This window comes from Flavobacterium bizetiae (assembly GCF_902804475.1).
Lineage (GTDB): Bacteria > Bacteroidota > Bacteroidia > Flavobacteriales > Flavobacteriaceae > Flavobacterium > Flavobacterium bizetiae.
This window is the reverse complement of record NZ_CADCSU010000183.1, coordinates 22330-44173: the sequence shown is the minus strand read 5'-3', so window position 1 is coordinate 44173 and position 21844 is coordinate 22330. Positions and strand designations below refer to the sequence as shown.

Here is a 21844-nt window from a genome sequence, read left to right as displayed (position 1 = left end):
ACCTTTGAACCTTTGTAACTCAAAACCTTAGTTCCTTAAGTTAACATTCCTCCGCAAACATTAAGTACTTGTCCTGTAACATAAGCACTCATATCCGAAGCTAGGAAAAGACAAGCATTTGCAACATCTTCTACAGTTCCTCCACGTTTCAACGGAATTCCATCTCTCCATCCTTTTACTACATCTTCGTTTAATTTTGCAGTCATTTCAGTTTCAATAAATCCAGGAGCAATTGCATTGCAACGAATATTACGAGAACCCAACTCTAGTGCTACAGATTTTGTAAAACCTATTGCGCCTGCTTTAGAAGCTGCATAATTTGTTTGTCCTGCATTTCCTGAAACTCCCACTACAGAACTAATATTGATTATAGAACCTGCACGTTGTTTAAGAAAAGTTTTCTGAATTGCTTTTGTCATATTAAATACTGACTTCAGGTTTACATCAATAACCTGATCAAAATCAGCCTCAGACATACGCATTAATAAATTATCTTTTGTAATTCCTGCGTTGTTTATTAAGATATCTACTGTTCCAAAATCAGCTAAAACAGCATCAACAAAAGTTTGCGCCTCATTAAAATCAGCTGCATTCGACTGGTATCCTTTTGCTTTAATCCCTAAACCATTTAACTCAGCCTCTAAAGCCTGTGCAGACTCTACAGACGAGCTGTATGTAAATGCAACATTTGCACCATGTTTAGCGAAAACTTCGGCAATTCCTCTTCCAATTCCACGGCTAGCACCTGTAATAATGGCAACTTTTCCTTCTAGTAATTTCATATTCAAAATTAATTTTAATATTTATTTGTAGCTAATCCTGCTATCCATTTCAATCTTTTGTTTTTTAAAGAAAAAAACAAAAGGATTTCCATTTCTATCAGGGCTATGAATGACTTGTCAAATATATGATAATTCCCTTTTTAAAAAAATAACAATAGTATAATTTATGAGTATGGGAATTACTTTAGAAAATTAAAGGGATAAAAAAACCGTTTCAGGAATTTGAAACGGTTTTAAAGAAATAATTTTATTACAAGCACTCTATACCATCAATTGTTGCTTTGCATATAGGCTCGACTGGTTTTATTTGTGGCTCCATAATACATGGTCCATAATAAGGAAGTGGTGTCCATGGTATCATACATATAACAGTCCCGGCTCCACCCATTACATTTTTTTGTTCATTAATACTAAGTACTTCAACTCCTTTAAAATTTAAAATTGTTTTTAACATAATAATTTGGTTGTTTAATATTTCTATTCTCAATCATTTTATGTCTGTTGAGTTTCAGACGTAACAATAAGTACAATTATCAAAATTCAGAATAAGATAAGAAAACAAATTGATCTCTTGTAAAAGCGGCTCAAGTTGAGCCGCTCTACATTCAAAAACTAAAAAAACTATGCTTTTAAAATCTATAATTTGTTAATCTAAATGGCGTAGCTGCACTTGCATAAGTGTAGATAACATTACTATAGAAAATAGTAAAGCTTTCTTTTTTAAGATACAATCCTTTAGGATTAACTATTTCGTCATCCAGAATTTTCAAGAATGCTCTTGTTGCTGCATTAGCACTCCAGCCATCATCAGTTAAAATAATAGTTTTATTTACTGCGTCTTCACTAGTCGTAAAAAAGTGATAGATCGCTGCTTTTCCACCATTAAATGTATAGGCAATATAATTACCATTCAAAGGATCATTAAAAGCTATCTGAACTCTTGCAATTTTTTGATTTGCAGCTAAAGTAGCATTTACTTTATCTAAAATCGATTTTGCATATGCTGAGTTAGTAGCTGCTGTAGCTAAGTTTGCAGCAATATATCCTATTGTTATCTGAGGGCCACCTTCTAAAAATAGTTTATAATCATCTGTTAGTATAGGTGGTGCATTAGTAAACTTAATAGCTACTTTCGCTCCACCTGTTCCTGTTGCCACGAAAGATTTATCTGTAGGCTCATAAATAAAATCTTTTAAGCTTTGATTTCCAACTACTACAGCTGGCTTTACTGTAAGTCCCGCAGGAGTATAGGCAACAGCTACCTTAAGAGTTTCTAAATTACCAGTCTCTAATGGTGCAGCTGATCCAAATCTGGTTACGGCATTATAATTAAAGTCGTATTTTTTCACTGTACTGCCGTCAGTAATTTCCATTATTCTAAACAACGGACTGTTAATATCTCCTGTCATATTAGCATTAGATACTGTATTTTTCTTTAAATCAGTCCAGTCCTGAGCAGTTGCTTTTACAAAACGAACTTCTTTAACGGTTCTGTTTGTTCTAAAAACAATATCACCATTCTCTTGTCCATAATATAAAAATTGAAAATCTCCCAAGAAACCTTTACCTGCGGCAATCGGTGAATTATTAGAATCTGACAATAAGTGAATTTTATTTTTTGTAGTAAAAACAACACTTACCGTGCTACCTAACTGAATTTCATATTGACTATTATGAATATCTGTATCAGCATCAAAATCAGAAGCCATGTCTACTTTTCCGTTTGGTAAAAATTTAAACAAGTGCGTAAATCCTCCTAATTGGGTATCATCTGTATAATAAACTGCTTTCCAGCCTTCAGCAGAAGAAAGTAATAAATCATTTAATTCCTTTTTTTGACTATTTAAACGCTCAGTAGGCGTTTCGTCAAACTTTTGTTCGGCCTCTGTACTAACACAACTATTCAGTTGCAAAGCCAAAAAAAGAAGCATCAAATACTTAAAAATATTTTTAGTTTTCATAATTTCTTTGGTTAAAATTTTAGTTATTTAAAACAGCTGTAGTGTTCTTTTGAGCTTCATCTCTTAGCGCATAGAAATCGATATTAAAAGCATCTCTGTAATATTGAACCACAATAGCTTCTTTTTTCTTAATAGCGGTAACTGCTGCAGGAACTGTTATACTTGCCAACAATGCGTCATACTCTGCTTTTGACATAAGTAAAATTATTGCCGCAGTTTCTGCAAAATCCTCAGTATAATTTGATCTTGCATAAGCACTAACAAATCCCAGTTTTCGAGCCTCAATATCAGTAATACCAAATGGATTTGAGCTATAATCATTAGGGGTTATTTTTGCCCACGATTCAACGTCAAAAGGTTTCGTTTGGTTCAGAATATGAACATATTCGTGCTGAATAGTATGAACAAATTGTGTAACACTTGCTCTGTTGCTTTTGTTGACATAGTCTACCTGAAAAAGAGAGATTCTCTTTCCTCCTTCTGCTAATCCTAAAGTGTTAGAGACATCATCAGGATTTACATTTACTCCTCCTACCAAAACAAAATCTCTTGGCGCAATGATTTTAACAAAATCCTTCCCACCAATAACACTGTAACTATCTATCCATATTTTTTTAATGATTTCAAGTGCTGGTTGTACTTTTTCAATAGCTGGCGGATATAAAAATCTATTTTGCTCTATAACATTTTGGTTCCACTCATATTGAACGCTAATATTATAAGGATCTATGTAATTTTGATCTATCCATATATCTAAAGGAGTTTTTACTTTTTGAGTAAAATCTAAATAACTCTCATTTGGCTGATCTTCATGAGCACAAGATGCAAGTGCTATAATACCAACTGCCAGCACTAACTTTTTATATTGTTTAATTATTTTCATAATAGTTTAAATTAAAATTATCTTGGATTTTTTTCAATTCCATTATTAGAAGCATTTAGAGGTATTTGTACAGCACGACGCTTGTCATCTTTAACCAATACATTTTTTCTAGTTACTTGTCCTTGCGAATTATAAGTATTATGCTCTATAACCAGGTTGAATCTTTTGATATCAAACCATCTTTGTCCTTCATGAAGAAACTCTCTTCTTCTTGCTTCTGTAATTGCCTTAACAAAAGAGGTTTGCTCCGGAGTAAGCGCGTAAAAAGGTGTATATTCATCAGCTATAACCGGATATTTCGCATATACTTTTTCTTTTGTTAACACATCTGATGCTGCATATCCAACTGTTCTGGTTCCTAAAAAGTATTCCAACTCCGAAGTAGCGATATCCAATTGATTCGTCATAACGTGAGCCTCAATACGATTTAAAAACATTTCGTCGTTAGAAAAAAGTACGACTCCAGTATAAGGAAGACCAATTTGTGCTGTTAAATTCGTGTATTTAAAATATTCATTAAACTTATAAACCGCTACATTCGCGCCACTAGCTCCTTGTATTGAAATATCAATCAACCAGTTTTTATTGAATATATTAGTTTGACTACCTAGTATTTCATCTCTCTCTTTTGCTCTAGTAAAAGCAAATCTATTGAATCTTGTTGCTCTACCGCAAATCGAACTTGGAGATCCAATTAATAAATTTGTAGGTTGTGTATGCTTAGCATATTCAATTGGTTTATTAGGAAAATCATACGCAGTATAAGCCAACCAATCTCTTATTTTACCCACAGGTTTATTACCTAACCCTTCTGTAAATTCTAAGACTCTTTTCCAATCTCCTTTTACAGTATAGAAACGCGCTGCAAATGCTTTTGCTGCTTCCTTATTAAAGTGATACTTTAAATAATCTGTTCTGTAATCGTTTGTAACGTATTTTAATCCCTCTTGTATGTCTGATTCCACTAGATCAAAAACCTCTTTTACTGAATTACGTTTGTAATTTGCAACCAATACTGTTTCAGGTTCTGTTACATAAGGAATCCCTAAATCTGTTGCTGCTGTAGCGGGATTATAACGATTAGACCATATTGAAACCAACATAAAATGAGAGTAAGCTCTTGCTAACAAAGCTTCTCCTTTTTGAGGATTAAGATTTGGAGTGTCTCCCAATTTTCTGATAGCTGCTAATGCCTCATTAGCAGTAGCAATTGCTTTATAAGCTGCGTTCCAGTAATATCCCTGAGTATCTCTACCTGATTGATCGTCCTGCAACTCCCAGTTAAAACTTTGTTCGTTATTTATGTTTACAAGTGAGCTTTTATTATCAGACACGTTATCCGTCATACTTTCTGTAATAGAGATATAAGAACCGTCCGGATATGCATCTGCTAATAATTCCGAAATTTTTTCCGGGCTATCAATCTGTAATCTGTTATCTGGTACTTCCGAAAGGAAATCGTCGCAACTACTAACACCAATAAGCATCAATAGAGATAAAGCTATTTTTATATTTCTCATGATCAATTATATTAAAATGAAAGGTTTATGGCAAAAGTGTACTGAGATGTGATCGGGAAAGCTACACCACCTGTGTTACGGAATTCCGGATCCTGACCGTTAAGTTTTTTATCAGAATAAATCAACCAAGGGTTTACTGCAGATGCTTTAAGTGTAAATGTGCTTACTCCTAATTTTTTCTTGAAATCTCTTGGGAATTCCCAACCTAATGATATGTTTTTTAATCTTACAAAATCACCATCAGCGATTCTCGCGTCAGAATAATTATATGTGTTATATGCTTTTGCTAATGTACGTTCACCTCCGTTATTATCTATTAATCTTTTGTCAGCAATAACAGGAATATTAGTAATATTTTCATCACCTGGATTTATCCAGCGATTTGTAAAATCTTTTGTAAACACCGTTAAATCATCATAAACACTATCATATACAGGGTTTAAACGAACTTTATTTCCTCCTGAACCCACAATAAATACATATAATGACCAGCTTTTGTAAGTAAATGTATTTGCTAAACCTATAGATTTATTTGGCTCAATTGAACCTTCGTATTTTAGGTATTTCGTAACATCATCTGTATCTTGAAAATCAGCTGCTGTCATATTATTAGTAGCGCCATCCTGCAATTTAAAAGTTGGCAATCCCTGATTATTTAATCCTGTAAACTCATAAGAATAAATTGAATTTCTTGGGCTTCCTAATGCATTCCCACCATTTCCGTTTACTAAGCTAAAAGCTGATGGCTTGTTTTGTAATTTTGTAACTTTTTGATCGTATACTGAAAAGTTTAATGTAGTCGACCATTTAAAATTATTTGTTACAATATTTTGAGTAGTAAAACCAATCTCAAGACCTTTAGTTTCCATATCGGCATTGTTACCTTGTTTGATGCTTTGACCTCCAACACCTGAAGTAGTTACAAAATCAACTAAATCAAAAGCTTTACGGCTGTAAACATCAGTTACAAATTGTACTCTGTTGTTAAATAATCCAAGATCTAAACCTATGTTAGTTTCAAATTGTTTTTCCCATGTTAAATCGCCATTTTGCAATTCATCAATAGATATTCCAGACTCTCTGTTTTGTAAGAAAAGACGGTTTGTGATAAAACTTTTATAGATTGCTAATGAGTTTGTAGCAGGTCCTGCAGTAGCTGTAAGTCCGTAAGAAGCTCTCAATGCTAAATTGTTTATAGTTTTATTATTTTTCATAAAACCTTCTTCACTAACATTCCATTTACCACTTACAGTATAAGTTGGCAACCATCTGTTAGAACCGCTATTTCCTTGTCTGTTAGAACCATCATAACGACCTGTAAGAGATGCTGTATAACGACGATCATAAGTGTAACCAACTTTGCCGAAGAAACCAACAGTTCTTTCTCTTTCAGCATCAAATCCATAATAAGAATCCCCGTCATTTACAATTTTAGTAATAAATCTAGGATCAATAAAAGGAGTAAGTCCTCTATCGAATTGAAGACCTGCCGCTGTAAAGTTATCACTGCTTCTGTCTACTGATCTAAGTTCTGTACCAAAGAAACCTTCTAATTCATGTTTCTCATTGAATGTATTTCTATAGTTAACACTATTTCTAATGTTATAAGAAGTCATATCGTTAGTAAATTTTCTTAAGAATCCACCATTTGGAAGTACTGAAATTTTTGGTTTAGTTAAGTTATCCGGATCTTGGTACAAAAAGATATTTGCTTCCTGAACGATTGAATTTTCTCCTTCTGCACTTAAAGATGTACCTGCTTTATAAGCCGCTGCTACGTTTGAATCTTCGTAAACTTTGTGCTCTCTTGATGTATTTGCATATCGGGCAGAACCTGTTAGATTATAAGTTAAATGTTTGTTTATTTTATACTCTAAATCTAATTGAAAACGAATGTCATTTACTTTGATATCTAATGTGTTATTATTAAGCTCGTTAATAATATTCATAGGAGCCCAATTGTTTCTGTAATACTCTAAATTTCCGTTATCATCATAAGGTCTTAACGTTCTGCTTGTATTTAAAACATATTTAAACGGGTTAATATCAAACTCTCTGTTTACACTTCCGTATACAGGATCTGATTTACTCTCGTAACTTCCAGGAGCAGTTTGATTACGTACTGATCCCATTGTAGATAAAGTAATATTCAATTTGTCATTTACAAAGAAAGTTCCTTTAATATTAGAAGTTAACTGTTTTACATTATCAGCAATAGTCCATCCCGGATCACTATAATAGCCAAGAGATGCGTAAAATGTATTATTTTTTCCACCACCTGAAAAGCTTAAAGAGTGATTTTGAGTAATTGAAGGTCTGAATAATACGCTAAACCAGTCTGTATTACCTAATTCATATTTCTTTAAAAATTGATTACGGCTAACAGCATCATTTCTAACACCATACTGGCCATTTGTTCTATTATAGGTATCAATTTGCTTTGCCATAATATTATAAACACCACCAAATCTTCCGTTAAGAGATGAAGCTATCTCTAAAAATCCTTTACCGTTTCCGCTATATCCTTCTAATTCTTTTAAAATACTCATAGTTTCCTGAGAATTTAAAATATCATATTGAGAATAATTAGGTACGGTTCTTACTGTATTTTCAACAGAATAACTCACTTTTAAAGGTGAATCTCTACGTCCTTGTTTTGTAGTTACAACCACAACACCATTTAACGATCTAGAACCATAGATAGAAGTTGCTGATGCATCTTTAAGGATTTCTATATTTTGTATGTCATTTGCATTTAGACCTGCTACAGAAGAACTTAATAAAGTTTCAGAGTTTCCTGATGCTAAATCAGCAAATGAAATATTAATAATATCTTCCTGAACAACACCATCAATTACCCATAAAGGTTTTGTATCACCAAAAATAGAAGAAGATCCACGTACAGTAATTTTAGGAGCTGTACCAAATGTTCCTGTTACGTTCTGAACCGTAACACCGGCAGCTTTACCCTCGATCATTCTACTTACATCTACTACTCCATCCACTTTTAATTCAGCGCCGGAAATTTTACTAATAGCTCCGGTAAAAGTTCTTTTTGATGTTTTTTCGTAACCTGTTGTTACTACAACTTCTTTTAAGTTTTGTCCTTCCTCACTTAAAACAATCGTTGGATTAGTATTTCCTACACCAATTTCTTTGGACTCCATTCCAACATAAGAAATTACAAGTTTGTCGTTATTTGACGGTACTTCGATAGTAAATCTACCATCAAAATCAGTAAGAACCGCGTGTTTTGTTCCTTTTACCATTACTGTAGCTCCCGGAAGCGGGCTGCCGCTTGCATCAGTAATTACACCCTTGATAATTGGTCCTGCAGTTAATATTTCAAACAAAGAGTTACCTGCTTCTACGGCGCTGAAAGAATCTGCCGCTGCATTTTTTTGTAAAACAATTTGATTACTTACTTCAGTATAAGTGATATTAAAAGGTACCAGGATACGATTAAGAATACTCGAAAGAGCTTCCTGATCAGCATCTATACTTACTTTTTGAGTAAGTTGAGGCAATCTTGAGTTATAAGAAAATTTTACATGAGCAGACTTCTCTAACTTCGTCAAGGCATTGTCTAATGTTAAATTAGCAACATTGATAGTAACCTTGGTATCTAGTTTTTTTTGCCCATTTACATTATTTGCCATGGCAACACTTGAAAATACGAGTGCCAGGACAAACTGAAATAGTGTTATTTTCATGATTCGATGGAGTAATCGTTGTTTAACAACTGGTTTTTTCATAATTTTGGATTGTTTTGATTAATACTTATTCGAGTGTATTTTGAAACGTAATGAATTGCTCTTTACAGAGAGAAATTCAACTAATTTAAGTGTCGATAATGTTACAGCATTTCGGCACTTTTTTTCTGCATTGTCATCTTTTACATAGGCATTTATTATTATTGGTTTTAGTTTGGTTTAGTTTTTTTTTGGACTTCTTAATTTAATTCTGCTACGTAATTACAGTTACAGAGAGAATTAATTACATCCTTGAGATGTTATAATAATTTGATTACCATTCATTTCAAAACTGGTATTGTTACCTATGCTGTTACATACAATTTTTAGTTTTTCTGTTAATGGCTGATCACTAAGTGAAGTCGTTAAGTGGCAATCTTTCAATTTATCTTTAGGATAATCTATATCTACCAGATAAGCTTGTTCTATCGTTTGAAGAATCTGTGCTACCGGAATATCAGTAAATTCAAAACTCAACTGCTCAATATTACCAACACTGCGAGTCAAAGTTTCGTCCTGGGTAATGTTTGTGATTTTATTAAAACTTAAATCACTACGTAAAAAACGCAAGGCCTGATTAGGAAGCAAGATCACTTCTTCCTGATTGGATCTCGATACAAGATCATTTGATTTTACCCTAACTTTACCGGTGCGCACAAGAACTTCTACATCAGGCTGATCAGAATAAGCTTTAACTCTAAAACTAGTTCCAACTACCTTTGTAACAATTTCGTTTGCATAAACAAAAAAAGGCTTTTTAGGATTTTTACTAATTTCAAAGAAACCTTCGCCGGACAGATAAACCTTTCTTTCGTTCCCGGTAAAGATTTTAGGATAACTTAATTTACTGTTGGGTTGCAATAAAACCGAACTACCATCAGATAATGTGATGATTTGTGGTTTGTTTGAATTGTTGGTTTGTTCTACCAATCCTTCACTATTTTCGTCTATAAGCTCTTTGTAAGTAACGACTTTGCTTTCCGGGCTAACTCGATTTTGATAAAACCAAACTGACACCAACCCCATCACTAAGGCGGCTGCAACTGAGCCAAAAAATCTTTTTCTAATGAATCTTACTTTTGAATCCTGAACTAAATTGTTTTGATTTTCTTTTTCTTCAATTTTAATCCATGTGGTTTGTAAAGCATTATGAAGATCTGGTGCCGATAAAGTAGTTTCCGGCACTTTCATAGCTAATAATAGCAATCTTGCATCTTCTACCAACTTAGCACGTTGGCGACTTTCTAAAGTCCACTCTTCCCAACCATCTTCGTCAATTTTAAGTAAAATCCATGACTGGAATGATTCGTCAGATAAAAAATCTTCAATTTCGGTATATTTATTACGTTTTTGCATCTAAAAAATGAGGTTACAAAAACATAGAGGACAACTCTCTTATTATATACTCACCAAATTGTGATTTTTTTTACATTTTTTTAAAATAAATTTAACAAGCTATTGAAGATAGTACAAAAATTAAGGAAATACTCCCTTTCCACTCCTTACGTAACGTAAGCAAACCGCGATGTAACAGATTACTTGCCGATTGATAATTAACATCAAGCATATCCGCGATCTGATCTACTGTTAGACCTTGATGATAACGCAAATACAGCGCTTCTTTTTGACGTGGAGGTAAATCGTTAAGTAAATTATTTAAATGAACTACTTTTTCTTTTGTTGCATAATCATCATCGATAAGCTCATGCTCTACCGAAAACTCTAACAAAAATGCTATAGAATCTGTACTGGTAGTTTTACGAAAGATATGGTCACGTTCGTACAAACGCGCAATTCTTTTACGTACACTCGATAATAAATAAGCCTTTACCACAACAGAACTTTGCAGCCCGTTGCGATATACCCAGATATCAGTAAAAACATCCTGAACACAATCCTGTACTTTTTCAGCATAAGGAGAAAGCGAATTACCGTAGTTAACTAAATCTCCGTAATATTTCTCAAATAAAGTTGAGAATGATTTTTCATCTCCATCTTTCAAGTTATTCCAAAGCGTAATGTCGTCAAAAGTTTTGAATTGTAAATTTTTGGTCTTCATATTAATTTGCGGTAGAATTCTTGAAAATAAGCACTTAGTTTTAACATAAAGAATACAGTTTTTTAACATTATTCTCCAGTTCTGTGCGATAAATATATAAAAGCAAAAATACAAAACCAATTTTTTTACATTGAAGAACCCAAATCCTAACATAGAAAATAGCCTATAGCTGCTGATTTAATGAGGTGTTAGGTAGAAATAAAAAAATTAAATTAATTTCAAAAACAACATTATTGTAAGATTAAACTACCATATATTTTTATGATATTTTTAACATTTTAACAAAAGGTAATCAATACACTTTCCGGAAAAAGAATATTGAGCAAGAATTTTCGCTGAGTATAAAAAAGAATGCGATTATTTTAATTTTAAAATTAAGTTGCCAAAATATAATGGAGCAAAAAAAAGCCTTACTAAATTGTAGTAAGGCTTTAAATATATTATTAACAAAACCGACTTAGAAAGCCACGTTCCATCTTGGTAATTTTGCATTTGCATCTAAGAAATTTTGCAAAACTTGTCCTTCAACTGCAGTTGGAATTGCTTTCACATCTGCATTAAAAGTTTCATACCAAACTACTTCAAGAGCATCAATATTTTCTAACTTCATTTGTGCCGGCCAAGAATATTTTCTTCCAGTTTTAGCAAATTGGTGTCCGTTTACGATTTTATCATATAAACCACCGTTTTTACTTTTCAAAGTACCATCGTTTTGAACTGTCCCTGTAGAACCCACCATGATCAACTCTTTTGCATCTCCTTCAATAGCATAAACTACAAAAACTCCAGCGCCAGATTCCGGAGCATTACAAGCTTGTTCTAAACTATCTTCAACAGTAAAAGTAAAACTATTGCTTACTTTAAATTTTTCTAATTCTTTGTACATATTTCTCTTTTTTAAGCTTCTATCCCGATAGCTATCGGGACTAAGTTGCTAAGTTTTTATTTATATTCCAACATTTTAAAAATGTAAAAAAGTCTCAACAAAACATTGAGACTTTTTTGGAATTTTTTATTTCAAATATTGGAGATTATCCAAGTATTTCTTTCACTTTTTTACCAATTTCAGCTGGTGAATCAACAACGTGAATTCCGTTGTCTCTCATAATTTGTTTTTTAGCAGCAGCTGTATCATCAGAACCACCAACAATAGCACCTGCGTGACCCATTGTTCTACCAGCAGGAGCAGTTTCTCCAGCGATAAAACCAACAACTGGTTTACGGTTACCATCAGCTTTAACCCATTTAGCAGCATCAGCTTCTAATTGACCACCAATTTCACCAATCATAATGATGATTTCAGTTTCTGGATCGTTCATTAATAATTCAACAGCTTCTTTAGTTGTAGTTCCAATAATTGGATCTCCACCAATACCAATAGCTGTAGTAATTCCTAAACCTTGTTTTACAACCTGGTCAGCAGCTTCGTAAGTTAAAGTTCCTGATTTAGAAACGATACCAACTGTTCCTTTTTTGAAAACAAAACCTGGCATAATACCAACTTTAGCTTCACCCGGAGTAATAACTCCTGGACAGTTAGGTCCGATTAATCTAGAATTTCTTTCTTTAACATAATTATTTGCTTTAATCATATCTGCTACAGGAATTCCTTCTGTAATAGCAATAATTACTTTAATTCCAGCATCAGCAGCTTCCATAATTGCATCAGCAGCAAAAGCTGGTGGTACGAAAATGATAGATGTATCTGCACCAGCTTGATCTACAGCGTCTTTTACTGTATTAAAAACCGGACGATCTAAATGGCTAGTTCCTCCTTTACCCGGAGTAACACCACCAACAACATTAGTACCGTACTCAATCATTTGAGAGGCGTGGAAAGTTCCTTCGCTTCCTGTAAATCCTTGAACAATTATTTTGGAATCTTTATTAACTAAAACACTCATGATATATATTTTATGTAGTTTTTAAAATTGTGATGCAAAAGTAAGGTTTTGTAACGTATTTTAACCTTTTTGTCTTCAAAAAAATTAAGAAAATTGACTCATTTGATAACCGCGATACAATTTATCATCTTTTATTTGCCAAATTGTAGAAAAATGAGCTAATAACATCTCTTCTCTTGGGTTCTCAATCGTTTTCACAAAATGAGAATATCGTATCGAAACTAAGTCATCCTCTGCCAGAATATGGCTTATTCTAACCTTAGATCGCACATAAGCACGACTAAGCTCATTGGCCATGTCTAACATCGAATTATAATCCATTTCGATTAATCCTTTCGTACTATGCCAGTCTAATTTCACCTCGGGATGCAAATAAGTTTTCATTACTTCGCTATCAATTAAGGCATCTGACTTATAAAATTTTTGAACAAATTCTTTAATAGACATATTACTTCAATTTATTTAAAATTTCAGGAATCTTTTTGATATTAGCTAATTGTTTCAACTTTTCTCTTGATTCTTCGATTGGAGTACCAAAATAAGATTTTCCTCCTTCAATTGATTTGGTAACTCCGGTTTGTCCCATAATAACAGCCTTCGCTCCTATTGTGATTCCGCTTGTGGTTCCAACCTGTCCCCAGATAGTTACTTCGTCTTCGATAATAACACAACCTGCAATACCTGTTTGCGAAGCAATTAAACATTTTTTTCCAATCACAGTATCATGCCCAACATGTACCTGATTGTCTAATTTTGTTCCTGCTCCAATTGTCGTATCGCCTGTTACGCCTTTGTCAATCGTACAAAGTGCACCAATACCAACATTATCTTCAATTACAACCCTTCCGCCAGAAATTAACTGATCAAAACCATCCGGACGCTTTTTATAATAGAAAGCGTCTGCTCCTAAAATAGTTCCCGCATGAATCATTACATTATCACCAATTACTGTATGATCGTAAATAGTCACATTAGGATGTATTAGACAGTTTTTACCAATTGTAACATTGTTTCCAATAAAACAATTAGGCTGTATTACAGTTCCTTCTCCTATAGTTGCAGAAAGAGCAATAGATACGTTTGTAGCCTGAAAAGGTCTAAAATGTTTGGTCAGTGTATTAAAATCTCTAAAAGGATCATCAGAGATTAGAAGTGCTTTTCCTTCAGGGCAATCTACTTTTTTATTAATTAAAACAATAGTAGCAGCCGATTGTAAAGCTTTGTCATAGTATTTCGGATGGTCAACAAAAACTATATCTCCTGGCTCAACAACATGTATTTCGTTCATGCCTGAAACCGGAAAGTTTGGGTTGCCAATAAATTCGCATTGAAGCAAATTTGCAATTTCTTGTAAAGAATGAATCTTTGGAAATTTCATATATTTATTTCGTTTTTAGTCTCAGTTTTCAGTCTCAGTTTTCAATCAACAAACTGAAAAACTGTGACTGAAAACTGAAAACTTATAAAAACTACTCTTTTACACGCTCCATGTAAGAACCTGAAGCGGTATCAATTTTAATTTTATCACCTTCGTTGATGAACAACGGAACGTTTACAGATGCTCCAGTTTCTACTGTTGCATTTTTTGTAGCGTTTGTAGCTGTATTTCCTTTTACTCCTGGCTCAGCATAAGTAACTTCAAGAATTACAGAAGATGGCATATCTACAGATAATGGTAAATCAGTTTCAGTATTTACCTGAACCATTACACTAGTTCCTTCTTTTAATAATCCCGGAGCATCTAAGATATTTTTATTCAAAGAAATTTGCTCAAAAGATTCTGTATTCATAAAATGAAACTCATCTCCTTCAGCATATAAAAACTGATAATTATGTGTTTCTACACGAATAACGTCGATTTTGTGCCCAGCAGAAAATGTATTATCTAATACTCTTCCTGTAGTTAAACTTCTTAATTTTGTTCTTACGAAAGCTGGACCTTTTCCAGGTTTTACGTGAAGAAATTCGACTATTTTATAGATATCGTGATTAAATTTAATACACAATCCATTTCTAATATCTGATGTAGATGCCATTTGTTTTTATTTTAGATTTTAGAATGTAGATTTTAGATTCTCTATAGAATAAACCTTCCATTCTTTTATTTTAATAATTCTATTTTTAATTTTAAATATACAGTTTAAAAATCTAAACTCTAAAATTAATAATTTCCTGAATAACCTTTCATGATTCCTCTTGACGAATTTCTAATAAAATCCAGAATTTCATCTCTCTCAGGAGTGGCTTCCATTTCAGCTTCAATAATACTTAAAGCTTGTGTTGTATTGTAATTCTTTTGGTATAAAATTCTGTAAATTTCCTGAATTTCTCTGATTTTCTCAGTAGTAAATCCTCTTCTTCTTAAACCAACTGAATTGATTCCTACATACGATAACGGCTCTTTTGCCGCTTTTGTATAAGGAGGAACATCTTTTCTTACCAATGATCCGCCAGAAATCATAGCGTGATCTCCAATATGAATAAACTGGTGAATAGCTGCTAAACCACCAATTACAGCGTGATTACCAACCACAACGTGACCAGCCAAAGCAACACCGTTTACGATAATAGCGTTATTACCAATCTCGCAATCGTGAGCAATGTGAGCATAAGCCATAACTAAACAGTTATTACCTAAAATTGTCTGCCCTGAAGCAACTGTACCTCTATTGATTGTTACACATTCTCTAATAGTACAATTATCTCCTATAATAGCTAAAGAATCTTCTCCTCCAAATTTTAAATCCTGTGGTACTGCAGAAATTACTGCTCCTGGAAAAATATTACAATTTTTTCCAATTCGCGCACCTTCCATGATGGTTACATTTGAACCAATCCACGTACCATCACCAATAATAACATTATTGTGAATTGTTGTAAAAGGCTCAATTACAACGTTTTTAGCGATTTTCGCGCCGGGATGAACATATGCTAATGGTTGATTCATCTGTGAGTTTTATATTTTAATATTAAAATAGGCTAATTTGGGCAACAAACGTAAACAATAAATTTGATTAAATTATTATTGTTTTCTTGCAATTTGAGCCATTAATTCTGCCTCTGTTACCAACTTTCCATTTGCGTAAGCATTTGCCTGCATATGACAAATTCCTCTTCTGATAGGAGAAATTAATTCGCATTTGAAAATTAAGGTATCACCAGGCAATACTTTATGTTTGAACTTAACATTATCTATTTTCATAAAATATGTCAAATAATTTTCAGGATCCGGAACTGTGCTTAACACTAAAATCCCACCTGTTTGCGCCATAGCTTCAACAATTAAAACACCCGGCATTACTGGAGCTTCAGGAAAATGTCCTACGAAGAAATTTTCGTTCATCGTTACATTTTTCATACCCACAACATGACTGTCAGACATTTCTATAATTCTGTCAATTAATAAAAATGGAGGTCTGTGTGGCAAAACTGCCATAATTTTATGAATATCCATCAATGGCTCCAAGTTTAAATCGTAAACCGGAACATGATTTCTTTGTTCAATTTTAATAATTTTTGCTAATTTTTTGGCAAACTGCGTATTTACGTAATGCCCAGGTTTGTTAGCAATAATTTTCCCTTGAATTCTAACTCCAATCAAAGATAAATCTCCAACAACATCAAGTAATTTGTGTCTTGCAGCCTCGTTTGGATAATGTAAAGTTAAGTTGTCTAAAACACCATTTGGCTTAACCGAAATTTTGTCTTTTCCAAAAGCTTTCTTTAAATTCTCCATTGTAGATTCAGAGATCTCTTTATCTACATAAACAATAGCATTATTTAAATCTCCACCTTTAATTAATCCGTTTTCTAAAAGAGATTCTAATTCGTGCAAGAAGCTAAAAGTTCTTGAATTAGCAATTTCTTCTTTAAAATCGGCAATACTTTTCATAGTTGCATTTTGAGTACCTAAAACTTTAGTACCAAAATCTACCATTGCAGTTACCTGATAATCATCACTTGGCATTACTAAGATTTCGCTTCCTGTAGTTTCATCAGTAAAAGAAATTACTTCTTTTACCACATAAACATTACGTTTAGCATCTTGTTCTTCAATACCGGCATTTTCAATCGCTTCAACAAAATATTTTGATGAACCATCCATAATAGGAAGTTCAGAGGCATTTAATTCTATAATAACGTTATCCAGATCACAACCAACTAAAGCCGCTAAAACGTGTTCCGGAGTTTGAATTTTTACACCAAGTTTTTCTAAATTTGTACCTCTTTGCGTATTAACAACGTAGTTAGCATCTGCTTCGATCACGGGCTGACCTTGCAAATCTACTCTTACAAAAGTGAAACCATTATTAATTGGAGCTGGTTTAAAAGTCATTGTAACTTCTTTTCCAGTGTGTAATCCAACGCCTGTTAGTGAAATTTCATTTTTGATGGTCTTCTGTTTAACCATTATTTCCATTTTTTGGGTTTATTATTTGTTTTTTTAATTCTTCAACTTCAGCTACAATTTTAGGCAGATTCTTGAAATGAACATACGATTTATTAAAATCAGTATATGCAAGAGACGGTGTTCCTTGCAGTGTTTCATCATCTTTAATGTTTCTTGCTACTCCTGACTGAGCCTGCAATCTAACATTATTACCTATAATTAAGTGGCCTGCGATACCTACTTGCCCGCCAATCATACAGTTTTCGCCTATTTTTGTAGAACCTGCTACGCCTGTCTGGCCAGCAATTACAGTATTTCTACCAATTTCTACATTATGAGCAATCTGAATTTGATTGTCTAATTTAACTCCTTTTCTAATTATTGTAGAACCAAGAGTTGCTCTGTCTATCGTGGTATTTGCTCCAATATCTACATTGTCTTCAATAACAACGTTACCTATTTGAGGAACTTTACTATATACACCTTCATCGTTTGGCACAAAACCAAAACCATCTGCACCAATAATAGCTCCTGAATGAATCGTACAATTGTTACCAATTATAGTTTCAGAATAAATTTTGGCGCCTGCAAAAATATACACATTATCGCCAATAACAACATTATCGCCAATAAAACTGTTTGGATAAATTTTTACATTATCACCTAAAACCACATTTTGTCCTATATAACTAAAGCTTCCCAGGTATAAATTCTCGCCATATTTAGTTCCTTCAGACATAAAAGATTGCGCTTCTATTCCGTTTTTATTCAATTTTACCTGATTATAAAATTGTAAAAGCTTAGAAAAAGACGCGTAAGCATCTTCTACTTTTATTAAAGTCGTAGTGATTTCTGCATCTGGTACAAAACTATCATTAACAATAGTAACTGATGCTTTTGTAGTATATATGTAATTGATATATTTGGGATTAGCCAAAAAAGTAAGTGATCCTTCCTCGCCTTCTTCTATTTTAGACAGCCGAGAAACTTCTGCATTGGGATTCCCAACAACTTCTCCTTCTAAAATTCCTGCTATTTGTTCTGCTGTAAATTTCATTGCGACAAAAATATAAAAAATAGATTTTAAATGTTAATTTTAGATAAGTTGTTTTGGAAAACAGATGTAATATTTTGTAACCAATTTAGATAACGATTTCAAATTCAGCTGATCAGAAGCTTCGACAACATCCTCAATTGTTTTATCTTTTTTCAAAATTCGTATAGGTTCCGCTTCTTTACTGTAAGCCTGATTTTTTATTTTTCCTCTAAAAATAAAATATCCGGCTTCTAACTGCGTAATATGGTGCGCGTTAGCAAATTCTTCTTTTAAAGATTGAGATTCTTCTGCCGAAATTTTCTCAGCACTTAATTTTATTTTTAATAAATCTCTATTAATCAACATTTTACTTAAAGTAGAAAGCACAAAGTCTTCTTGCTTCTGCCATGTTTTTAAAGCGCTAATGATATCAAAATCATCTAATTGCGAAAATAAATCTAGTTTTTCGGCATCAAAATCCTCTAAAGTGACCTTATTTTGCATAAAATACAAAAGAGGATCACTGCAAGGTAAATTAATTCCTTTTAATGTTAATTCTTTGGCTCTTTTTAGCACATTCATCAAAATTAACTCTGCAACCAAACTTGTTTTATGCAAATAAGCTTGCCAGTACATTAATCTTCTTGAAAGCAAGAATTTTTCTACAGAATAAATTCCCTTTTCTTCAATTACCAAAACACCATCAACAACATTCATCATCTGAATTAAACGCTCAGAATTGACATTTCCTTCAGCAACTCCGGTATAAAAACTATCACGTTTTAAATAGTCCATTCGATCCATATCCAATTGACTTGAAATCAATTGCAACATGAATTTTCTGTGATATTCTCCTTTAAAAACCTGAATTGCTAAGCTTAGTTTTCCGTCAAACTCATCATTTAACTGATTCATGAACAACAAAGAAATCGCCTCATGATTTACATCTTCGACAATACTTTTTTCCATTGCATGCGAAAATGGCCCGTGCCCAATGTCGTGAAGTAAAATAGCGATTAGCAAAGCACATTCTTCATCACTCGAAATAGCAACTCCTTTAAAACGAAGTGTTTCTACGGCTTTTTGCATTAAATGCATACAGCCCAAAGCATGATGAAAACGCGTATGATTAGCACCGGGATAAACCAAATACGACATTCCCATTTGTGAAATACGGCGTAAACGCTGAAAATACGGATGCTGAATTAAGTCGTAAATAAGTTCGTTAGGGATAGAAATAAACCCGTAAATGGGATCATTGAATATTTTTAACTTATTGATATGAGTCACTATTTGGTTATTTTTAGGTCAACAAATATAAGTAAATAACTATAAACAGCTTGGTGTTTTTCATTTAAAAATTGACATTAAATAGTCGTGATTTTCAATGTAATACTAAAATTCAAAAAAGTTTTAATATAAAAATCACTATTTGTTATTCTGAAATTTATACTATTTTTAATACTTTTTAAGTTCTATACATTTAAATTGCATTAAAATTAAACACGTTTATGGATAAGATAAAGATACTTTGGGTCGATGATGAAATCGATCTTTTGAAACCACATATATTATTTCTGGAGAAAAAAAACTATGCTGTAACTACTTCTAACAATGGTTTAGATGCCATTGCTTTATTTGAAGAAGATAATTTTGACATTGTTTTTCTTGATGAAAACATGCCGGGAATGAGTGGCCTGGAAACCCTTTCTGAAATGAAAGAAAAAAAGTCGGCAATACCGATGATTATGATCACCAAAAGCGAAGAAGAATATATAATGGAAGAAGCCATTGGTTCTAAAATCGCTGATTATTTGATAAAACCCGTAAATCCCAATCAGATTTTACTTAGTTTAAAGAAAAACCTCGATCATTCGAGATTGATTTCTGAGAAAACTACTCTGGATTATCAAAAAGAGTTTAGAAAAATTTCTATGGAAATGGCGATGGTCAATTCTTATGAAGATTGGGTAGAGTTGTATAAAAAATTAATTTTCTGGGAATTAGAATTAGAAAACATCAACGATCAGGGAATGATAGAAATTCTTGAATCACAAAAAGTTGAAGCCAATTCCCAATTCGGAAAATACATTGAAAGAAATTATGAAGACTGGTTTGCTCCAAAAGCAGATAAACCTATTCAGTCTCATAATTTATTCAAGGAATTGGTAGTTCCTGAAATTAAAAAGAAAGACAAACCTATATTATTTGTAGTAATTGATAATTTGCGTTACGACCAATGGAAATCTTTCGAAACCGTTGTGGCAAATTATTATAAATTAGAAAAAGAAGTTCCTTATTTCTCTATACTTCCAACAGCAACGCAATATGCAAGAAATGCCATTTTCTCTGGTTTATTACCAACAGAAATGGAAAAACAATTTCCGCAATATTGGAAAAATGATGTCGAAGATGGTGGAAAAAACCTTTATGAAGCCGAATTTCTATCAGCGCAATTAAAACGTTTAGGCTTAAACATTAAAGAGGACTATTTTAAAATCACCAATTATGCCGGCGGAAAAAAACTCGCAGAAAACTTCAAAGCTCTAAAAGGCAATGATTTGGTTACGGTTGTATACAATTTCGTAGACATGTTATCTCACGCAAAAACTGAAATGGACGTTGTAAAAGAACTTGCTTCTGATGATAAAGCCTATCGCTCACTAACTTTAAGCTGGTTCAAAAACTCTCCGTTATTAGAGATTATCCAGCAAGCGCAACTTTTAGGTTTTAAATTAATCCTGACTACTGATCACGGAACAATTAATGTCAAAAACCCGTCAAAAGTGGTTGGAGATAAAAACACAAGCTTGAATTTGCGTTACAAAACCGGACGTAGTTTAACATACGAGCAAAAAGATGTATATGTTGTAAAAGAACCAAAAGATATTGGTTTGCCTGCTATAAACATGAGTAGTTCGTTTATATTTGCAAAAAATGATTTCTTTTTAGCCTACGTAAACAATTACAATCATTATGTGAGTTATTATAGAAATACATATCAGCATGGCGGAATCTCATTAGAAGAAATGATTATTCCGTTTTTAGTATTTAACCCTAAATAAAAAAAGAGTTTTCAGTCGCAGTTTTCAGTTTTCAACTGAGACTTAGAACTGCGACTGAGACTTATTTAACAATAAATATAAGCAATGAATATCGTTTTTTCACTAGATCAAATTAAAGAAGTAGCAGAGCAAATTTTAGCACAAAATCCAAAGAAAATTATTCTTTTTAATGGAGAAATGGGCGTTGGAAAAACTACTTTAATTAAGCAATTATGTAAAAGTCTTGGAGTTCAAGATGCGACAAGCAGCCCGACTTTTTCTTTAGTGAATGAATACTATACCTCTAATAATCAAATCGTTTATCATTTTGATTTCTATCGATTAAACAAAGAAACCGAAGCCCTCGATATGGGAGTTGATGATTATTTGTATTCCGGAAATTGGTGTTTTATCGAATGGTCTGAAAAAATTGCAAGTTTACTTCCTGAAGAAACTTCTATAATTAATATTGAGTTATTGGCTGATGGAAAAAGAAGTTTAGAATTAATTTAA

Annotated in this window: 19 protein-coding genes; 2 read left to right on the top strand and 17 right to left on the bottom strand. The window is 32.9% G+C overall.

Annotation, left to right across the window (positions count from 1 at the left end):
• Positions 1–35 precede the first annotated feature (35 nt).
• From fabG to FLACOL7796_RS22655, 17 genes are all read right to left on the bottom strand, one after another.
• Complete coding sequence (gene fabG, locus FLACOL7796_RS22735) at positions 36–782, bottom strand: 3-oxoacyl-[acyl-carrier-protein] reductase (protein ID WP_173973062.1); 747 nt, start codon at positions 780–782, stop codon at positions 36–38.
• 250 nt (positions 783–1032) lie between these two features.
• Positions 1033–1269 carry a hypothetical protein gene (locus FLACOL7796_RS22730; RefSeq protein WP_173973061.1) on the bottom strand — a complete coding sequence of 79 codons (237 nt, stop codon included), beginning with the start codon at positions 1267–1269 and terminating at the stop codon, positions 1033–1035.
• Between the two features lie 142 nt (positions 1270–1411).
• The gene (locus FLACOL7796_RS22725) at positions 1412–2743 is read right to left on the bottom strand and encodes a DUF4302 domain-containing protein (protein ID WP_173973060.1); all 1332 of its coding nucleotides are present in this window, start codon (positions 2741–2743) and stop codon (positions 1412–1414) included.
• 19 nt (positions 2744–2762) lie between these two features.
• Positions 2763–3626, bottom strand: a complete 864-nt coding sequence (locus tag FLACOL7796_RS22720) for a substrate import-associated zinc metallohydrolase lipoprotein (RefSeq protein ID WP_173973059.1) — start codon at positions 3624–3626, stop codon at positions 2763–2765.
• Positions 3627–3643: 17 nt separating this feature from the next.
• On the bottom strand, positions 3644–5146 hold the full coding sequence (locus tag FLACOL7796_RS22715) for a RagB/SusD family nutrient uptake outer membrane protein (protein WP_173973058.1): 1503 nt from the start codon (positions 5144–5146) through the stop codon (positions 3644–3646).
• A gap of 11 nt (positions 5147–5157) precedes the next feature.
• Positions 5158–8901 carry a SusC/RagA family TonB-linked outer membrane protein gene (locus FLACOL7796_RS22710; protein ID WP_173973057.1) on the bottom strand — a complete coding sequence of 1248 codons (3744 nt, stop codon included), beginning with the start codon at positions 8899–8901 and terminating at the stop codon, positions 5158–5160.
• 237 nt (positions 8902–9138) lie between these two features.
• Positions 9139–10254, bottom strand: coding sequence for a FecR family protein (locus FLACOL7796_RS22705; protein ID WP_173973056.1), 1116 nt, complete (start codon positions 10252–10254; stop codon positions 9139–9141).
• A gap of 91 nt (positions 10255–10345) precedes the next feature.
• Positions 10346–10957, bottom strand: coding sequence for an RNA polymerase sigma factor (locus tag FLACOL7796_RS22700; RefSeq protein ID WP_173973055.1), 612 nt, complete (start codon positions 10955–10957; stop codon positions 10346–10348).
• Positions 10958–11414: 457 nt separating this feature from the next.
• Positions 11415–11843 carry a hypothetical protein gene (locus tag FLACOL7796_RS22695; protein WP_173973054.1) on the bottom strand — a complete coding sequence of 143 codons (429 nt, stop codon included), beginning with the start codon at positions 11841–11843 and terminating at the stop codon, positions 11415–11417.
• Between the two features lie 145 nt (positions 11844–11988).
• Complete coding sequence (sucD, locus tag FLACOL7796_RS22690; RefSeq protein ID WP_065450100.1) at positions 11989–12861, bottom strand: succinate--CoA ligase subunit alpha; 873 nt, start codon at positions 12859–12861, stop codon at positions 11989–11991.
• An 84-nt stretch (positions 12862–12945) separates the two neighbouring features.
• Positions 12946–13308, bottom strand: a complete 363-nt coding sequence (locus FLACOL7796_RS22685; protein WP_173973053.1) for a nuclear transport factor 2 family protein — start codon at positions 13306–13308, stop codon at positions 12946–12948.
• Position 13309: 1 nt separating this feature from the next.
• Positions 13310–14239 carry a UDP-3-O-(3-hydroxymyristoyl)glucosamine N-acyltransferase gene (locus FLACOL7796_RS22680; RefSeq protein WP_173973052.1) on the bottom strand — a complete coding sequence of 310 codons (930 nt, stop codon included), beginning with the start codon at positions 14237–14239 and terminating at the stop codon, positions 13310–13312.
• Positions 14240–14330: 91 nt separating this feature from the next.
• Positions 14331–14897: an elongation factor P gene (efp, locus tag FLACOL7796_RS22675; protein ID WP_099712374.1), complete on the bottom strand. Its 567-nt coding sequence runs from the start codon at positions 14895–14897 to the stop codon at positions 14331–14333.
• 125 nt (positions 14898–15022) lie between these two features.
• Positions 15023–15808, bottom strand: a complete 786-nt coding sequence (gene lpxA / locus FLACOL7796_RS22670; protein ID WP_065450097.1) for an acyl-ACP--UDP-N-acetylglucosamine O-acyltransferase — start codon at positions 15806–15808, stop codon at positions 15023–15025.
• A 75-nt stretch (positions 15809–15883) separates the two neighbouring features.
• A complete protein-coding gene (locus tag FLACOL7796_RS22665; protein ID WP_065450304.1) occupies positions 15884–17272 on the bottom strand; it encodes a bifunctional UDP-3-O-[3-hydroxymyristoyl] N-acetylglucosamine deacetylase/3-hydroxyacyl-ACP dehydratase in 1389 nt (462 codons plus the stop codon).
• On the bottom strand, positions 17265–18308 hold the full coding sequence (gene lpxD, locus FLACOL7796_RS22660; protein WP_173973051.1) for a UDP-3-O-(3-hydroxymyristoyl)glucosamine N-acyltransferase: 1044 nt from the start codon (positions 18306–18308) through the stop codon (positions 17265–17267). The genes FLACOL7796_RS22665 and lpxD overlap by 8 nt, the downstream gene beginning before the upstream one ends.
• A 39-nt stretch (positions 18309–18347) precedes the next feature.
• Positions 18348–19577, bottom strand: coding sequence for an HD domain-containing protein (locus FLACOL7796_RS22655; protein WP_173973050.1), 1230 nt, complete (start codon positions 19575–19577; stop codon positions 18348–18350).
• 221 nt (positions 19578–19798) lie between these two features.
• Between FLACOL7796_RS22655 and porX the strand changes: the two genes are divergently transcribed.
• Together porX and tsaE are read left to right on the top strand one after the other, a co-directional pair.
• A complete protein-coding gene (gene porX, locus FLACOL7796_RS22650) occupies positions 19799–21352 on the top strand; it encodes a T9SS response regulator signal transducer PorX (protein WP_173973049.1) in 1554 nt (517 codons plus the stop codon).
• A gap of 84 nt (positions 21353–21436) precedes the next feature.
• Positions 21437–21844 (top strand): tRNA (adenosine(37)-N6)-threonylcarbamoyltransferase complex ATPase subunit type 1 TsaE, encoded by a 408-nt coding sequence (tsaE, locus tag FLACOL7796_RS22645; RefSeq protein ID WP_173973048.1) that lies wholly within the window; start codon positions 21437–21439, stop codon positions 21842–21844.

What these genes read in the sequence shown, in the direction of transcription:
- tsaE (WP_173973048.1), top strand. Translation starts at nt 21,437, where the DNA reads ATGAATATCGTTTTTTCACTAGATCAAATTAAAGAAGTAGCAGAGCAA.
- FLACOL7796_RS22700 (WP_173973055.1), bottom strand. Translation starts at nt 10,957, where the DNA reads ATGAAGACCAAAAATTTACAATTCAAAACTTTTGACGACATTACGCTT.
- fabG (WP_173973062.1), bottom strand. Translation starts at nt 782, where the DNA reads ATGAAATTACTAGAAGGAAAAGTTGCCATTATTACAGGTGCTAGCCGT.
- FLACOL7796_RS22725 (WP_173973060.1), bottom strand. Translation starts at nt 2,743, where the DNA reads ATGAAAACTAAAAATATTTTTAAGTATTTGATGCTTCTTTTTTTGGCT.
- lpxD (WP_173973051.1), bottom strand. Translation starts at nt 18,308, where the DNA reads ATGAAATTTACAGCAGAACAAATAGCAGGAATTTTAGAAGGAGAAGTT.
- FLACOL7796_RS22665 (WP_065450304.1), bottom strand. Translation starts at nt 17,272, where the DNA reads ATGGTTAAACAGAAGACCATCAAAAATGAAATTTCACTAACAGGCGTT.
- FLACOL7796_RS22685 (WP_173973053.1), bottom strand. Translation starts at nt 13,308, where the DNA reads ATGTCTATTAAAGAATTTGTTCAAAAATTTTATAAGTCAGATGCCTTA.
- efp (WP_099712374.1), bottom strand. Translation starts at nt 14,897, where the DNA reads ATGGCATCTACATCAGATATTAGAAATGGATTGTGTATTAAATTTAAT.
- FLACOL7796_RS22710 (WP_173973057.1), bottom strand. Translation starts at nt 8,901, where the DNA reads ATGAAAAAACCAGTTGTTAAACAACGATTACTCCATCGAATCATGAAA.
- lpxA (WP_065450097.1), bottom strand. Translation starts at nt 15,808, where the DNA reads ATGAATCAACCATTAGCATATGTTCATCCCGGCGCGAAAATCGCTAAA.
- FLACOL7796_RS22695 (WP_173973054.1), bottom strand. Translation starts at nt 11,843, where the DNA reads ATGTACAAAGAATTAGAAAAATTTAAAGTAAGCAATAGTTTTACTTTT.
- FLACOL7796_RS22705 (WP_173973056.1), bottom strand. Translation starts at nt 10,254, where the DNA reads ATGCAAAAACGTAATAAATATACCGAAATTGAAGATTTTTTATCTGAC.
- FLACOL7796_RS22715 (WP_173973058.1), bottom strand. Translation starts at nt 5,146, where the DNA reads ATGAGAAATATAAAAATAGCTTTATCTCTATTGATGCTTATTGGTGTT.
- porX (WP_173973049.1), top strand. Translation starts at nt 19,799, where the DNA reads ATGGATAAGATAAAGATACTTTGGGTCGATGATGAAATCGATCTTTTG.
- FLACOL7796_RS22720 (WP_173973059.1), bottom strand. Translation starts at nt 3,626, where the DNA reads ATGAAAATAATTAAACAATATAAAAAGTTAGTGCTGGCAGTTGGTATT.
- FLACOL7796_RS22680 (WP_173973052.1), bottom strand. Translation starts at nt 14,239, where the DNA reads ATGAAATTTCCAAAGATTCATTCTTTACAAGAAATTGCAAATTTGCTT.
- sucD (WP_065450100.1), bottom strand. Translation starts at nt 12,861, where the DNA reads ATGAGTGTTTTAGTTAATAAAGATTCCAAAATAATTGTTCAAGGATTT.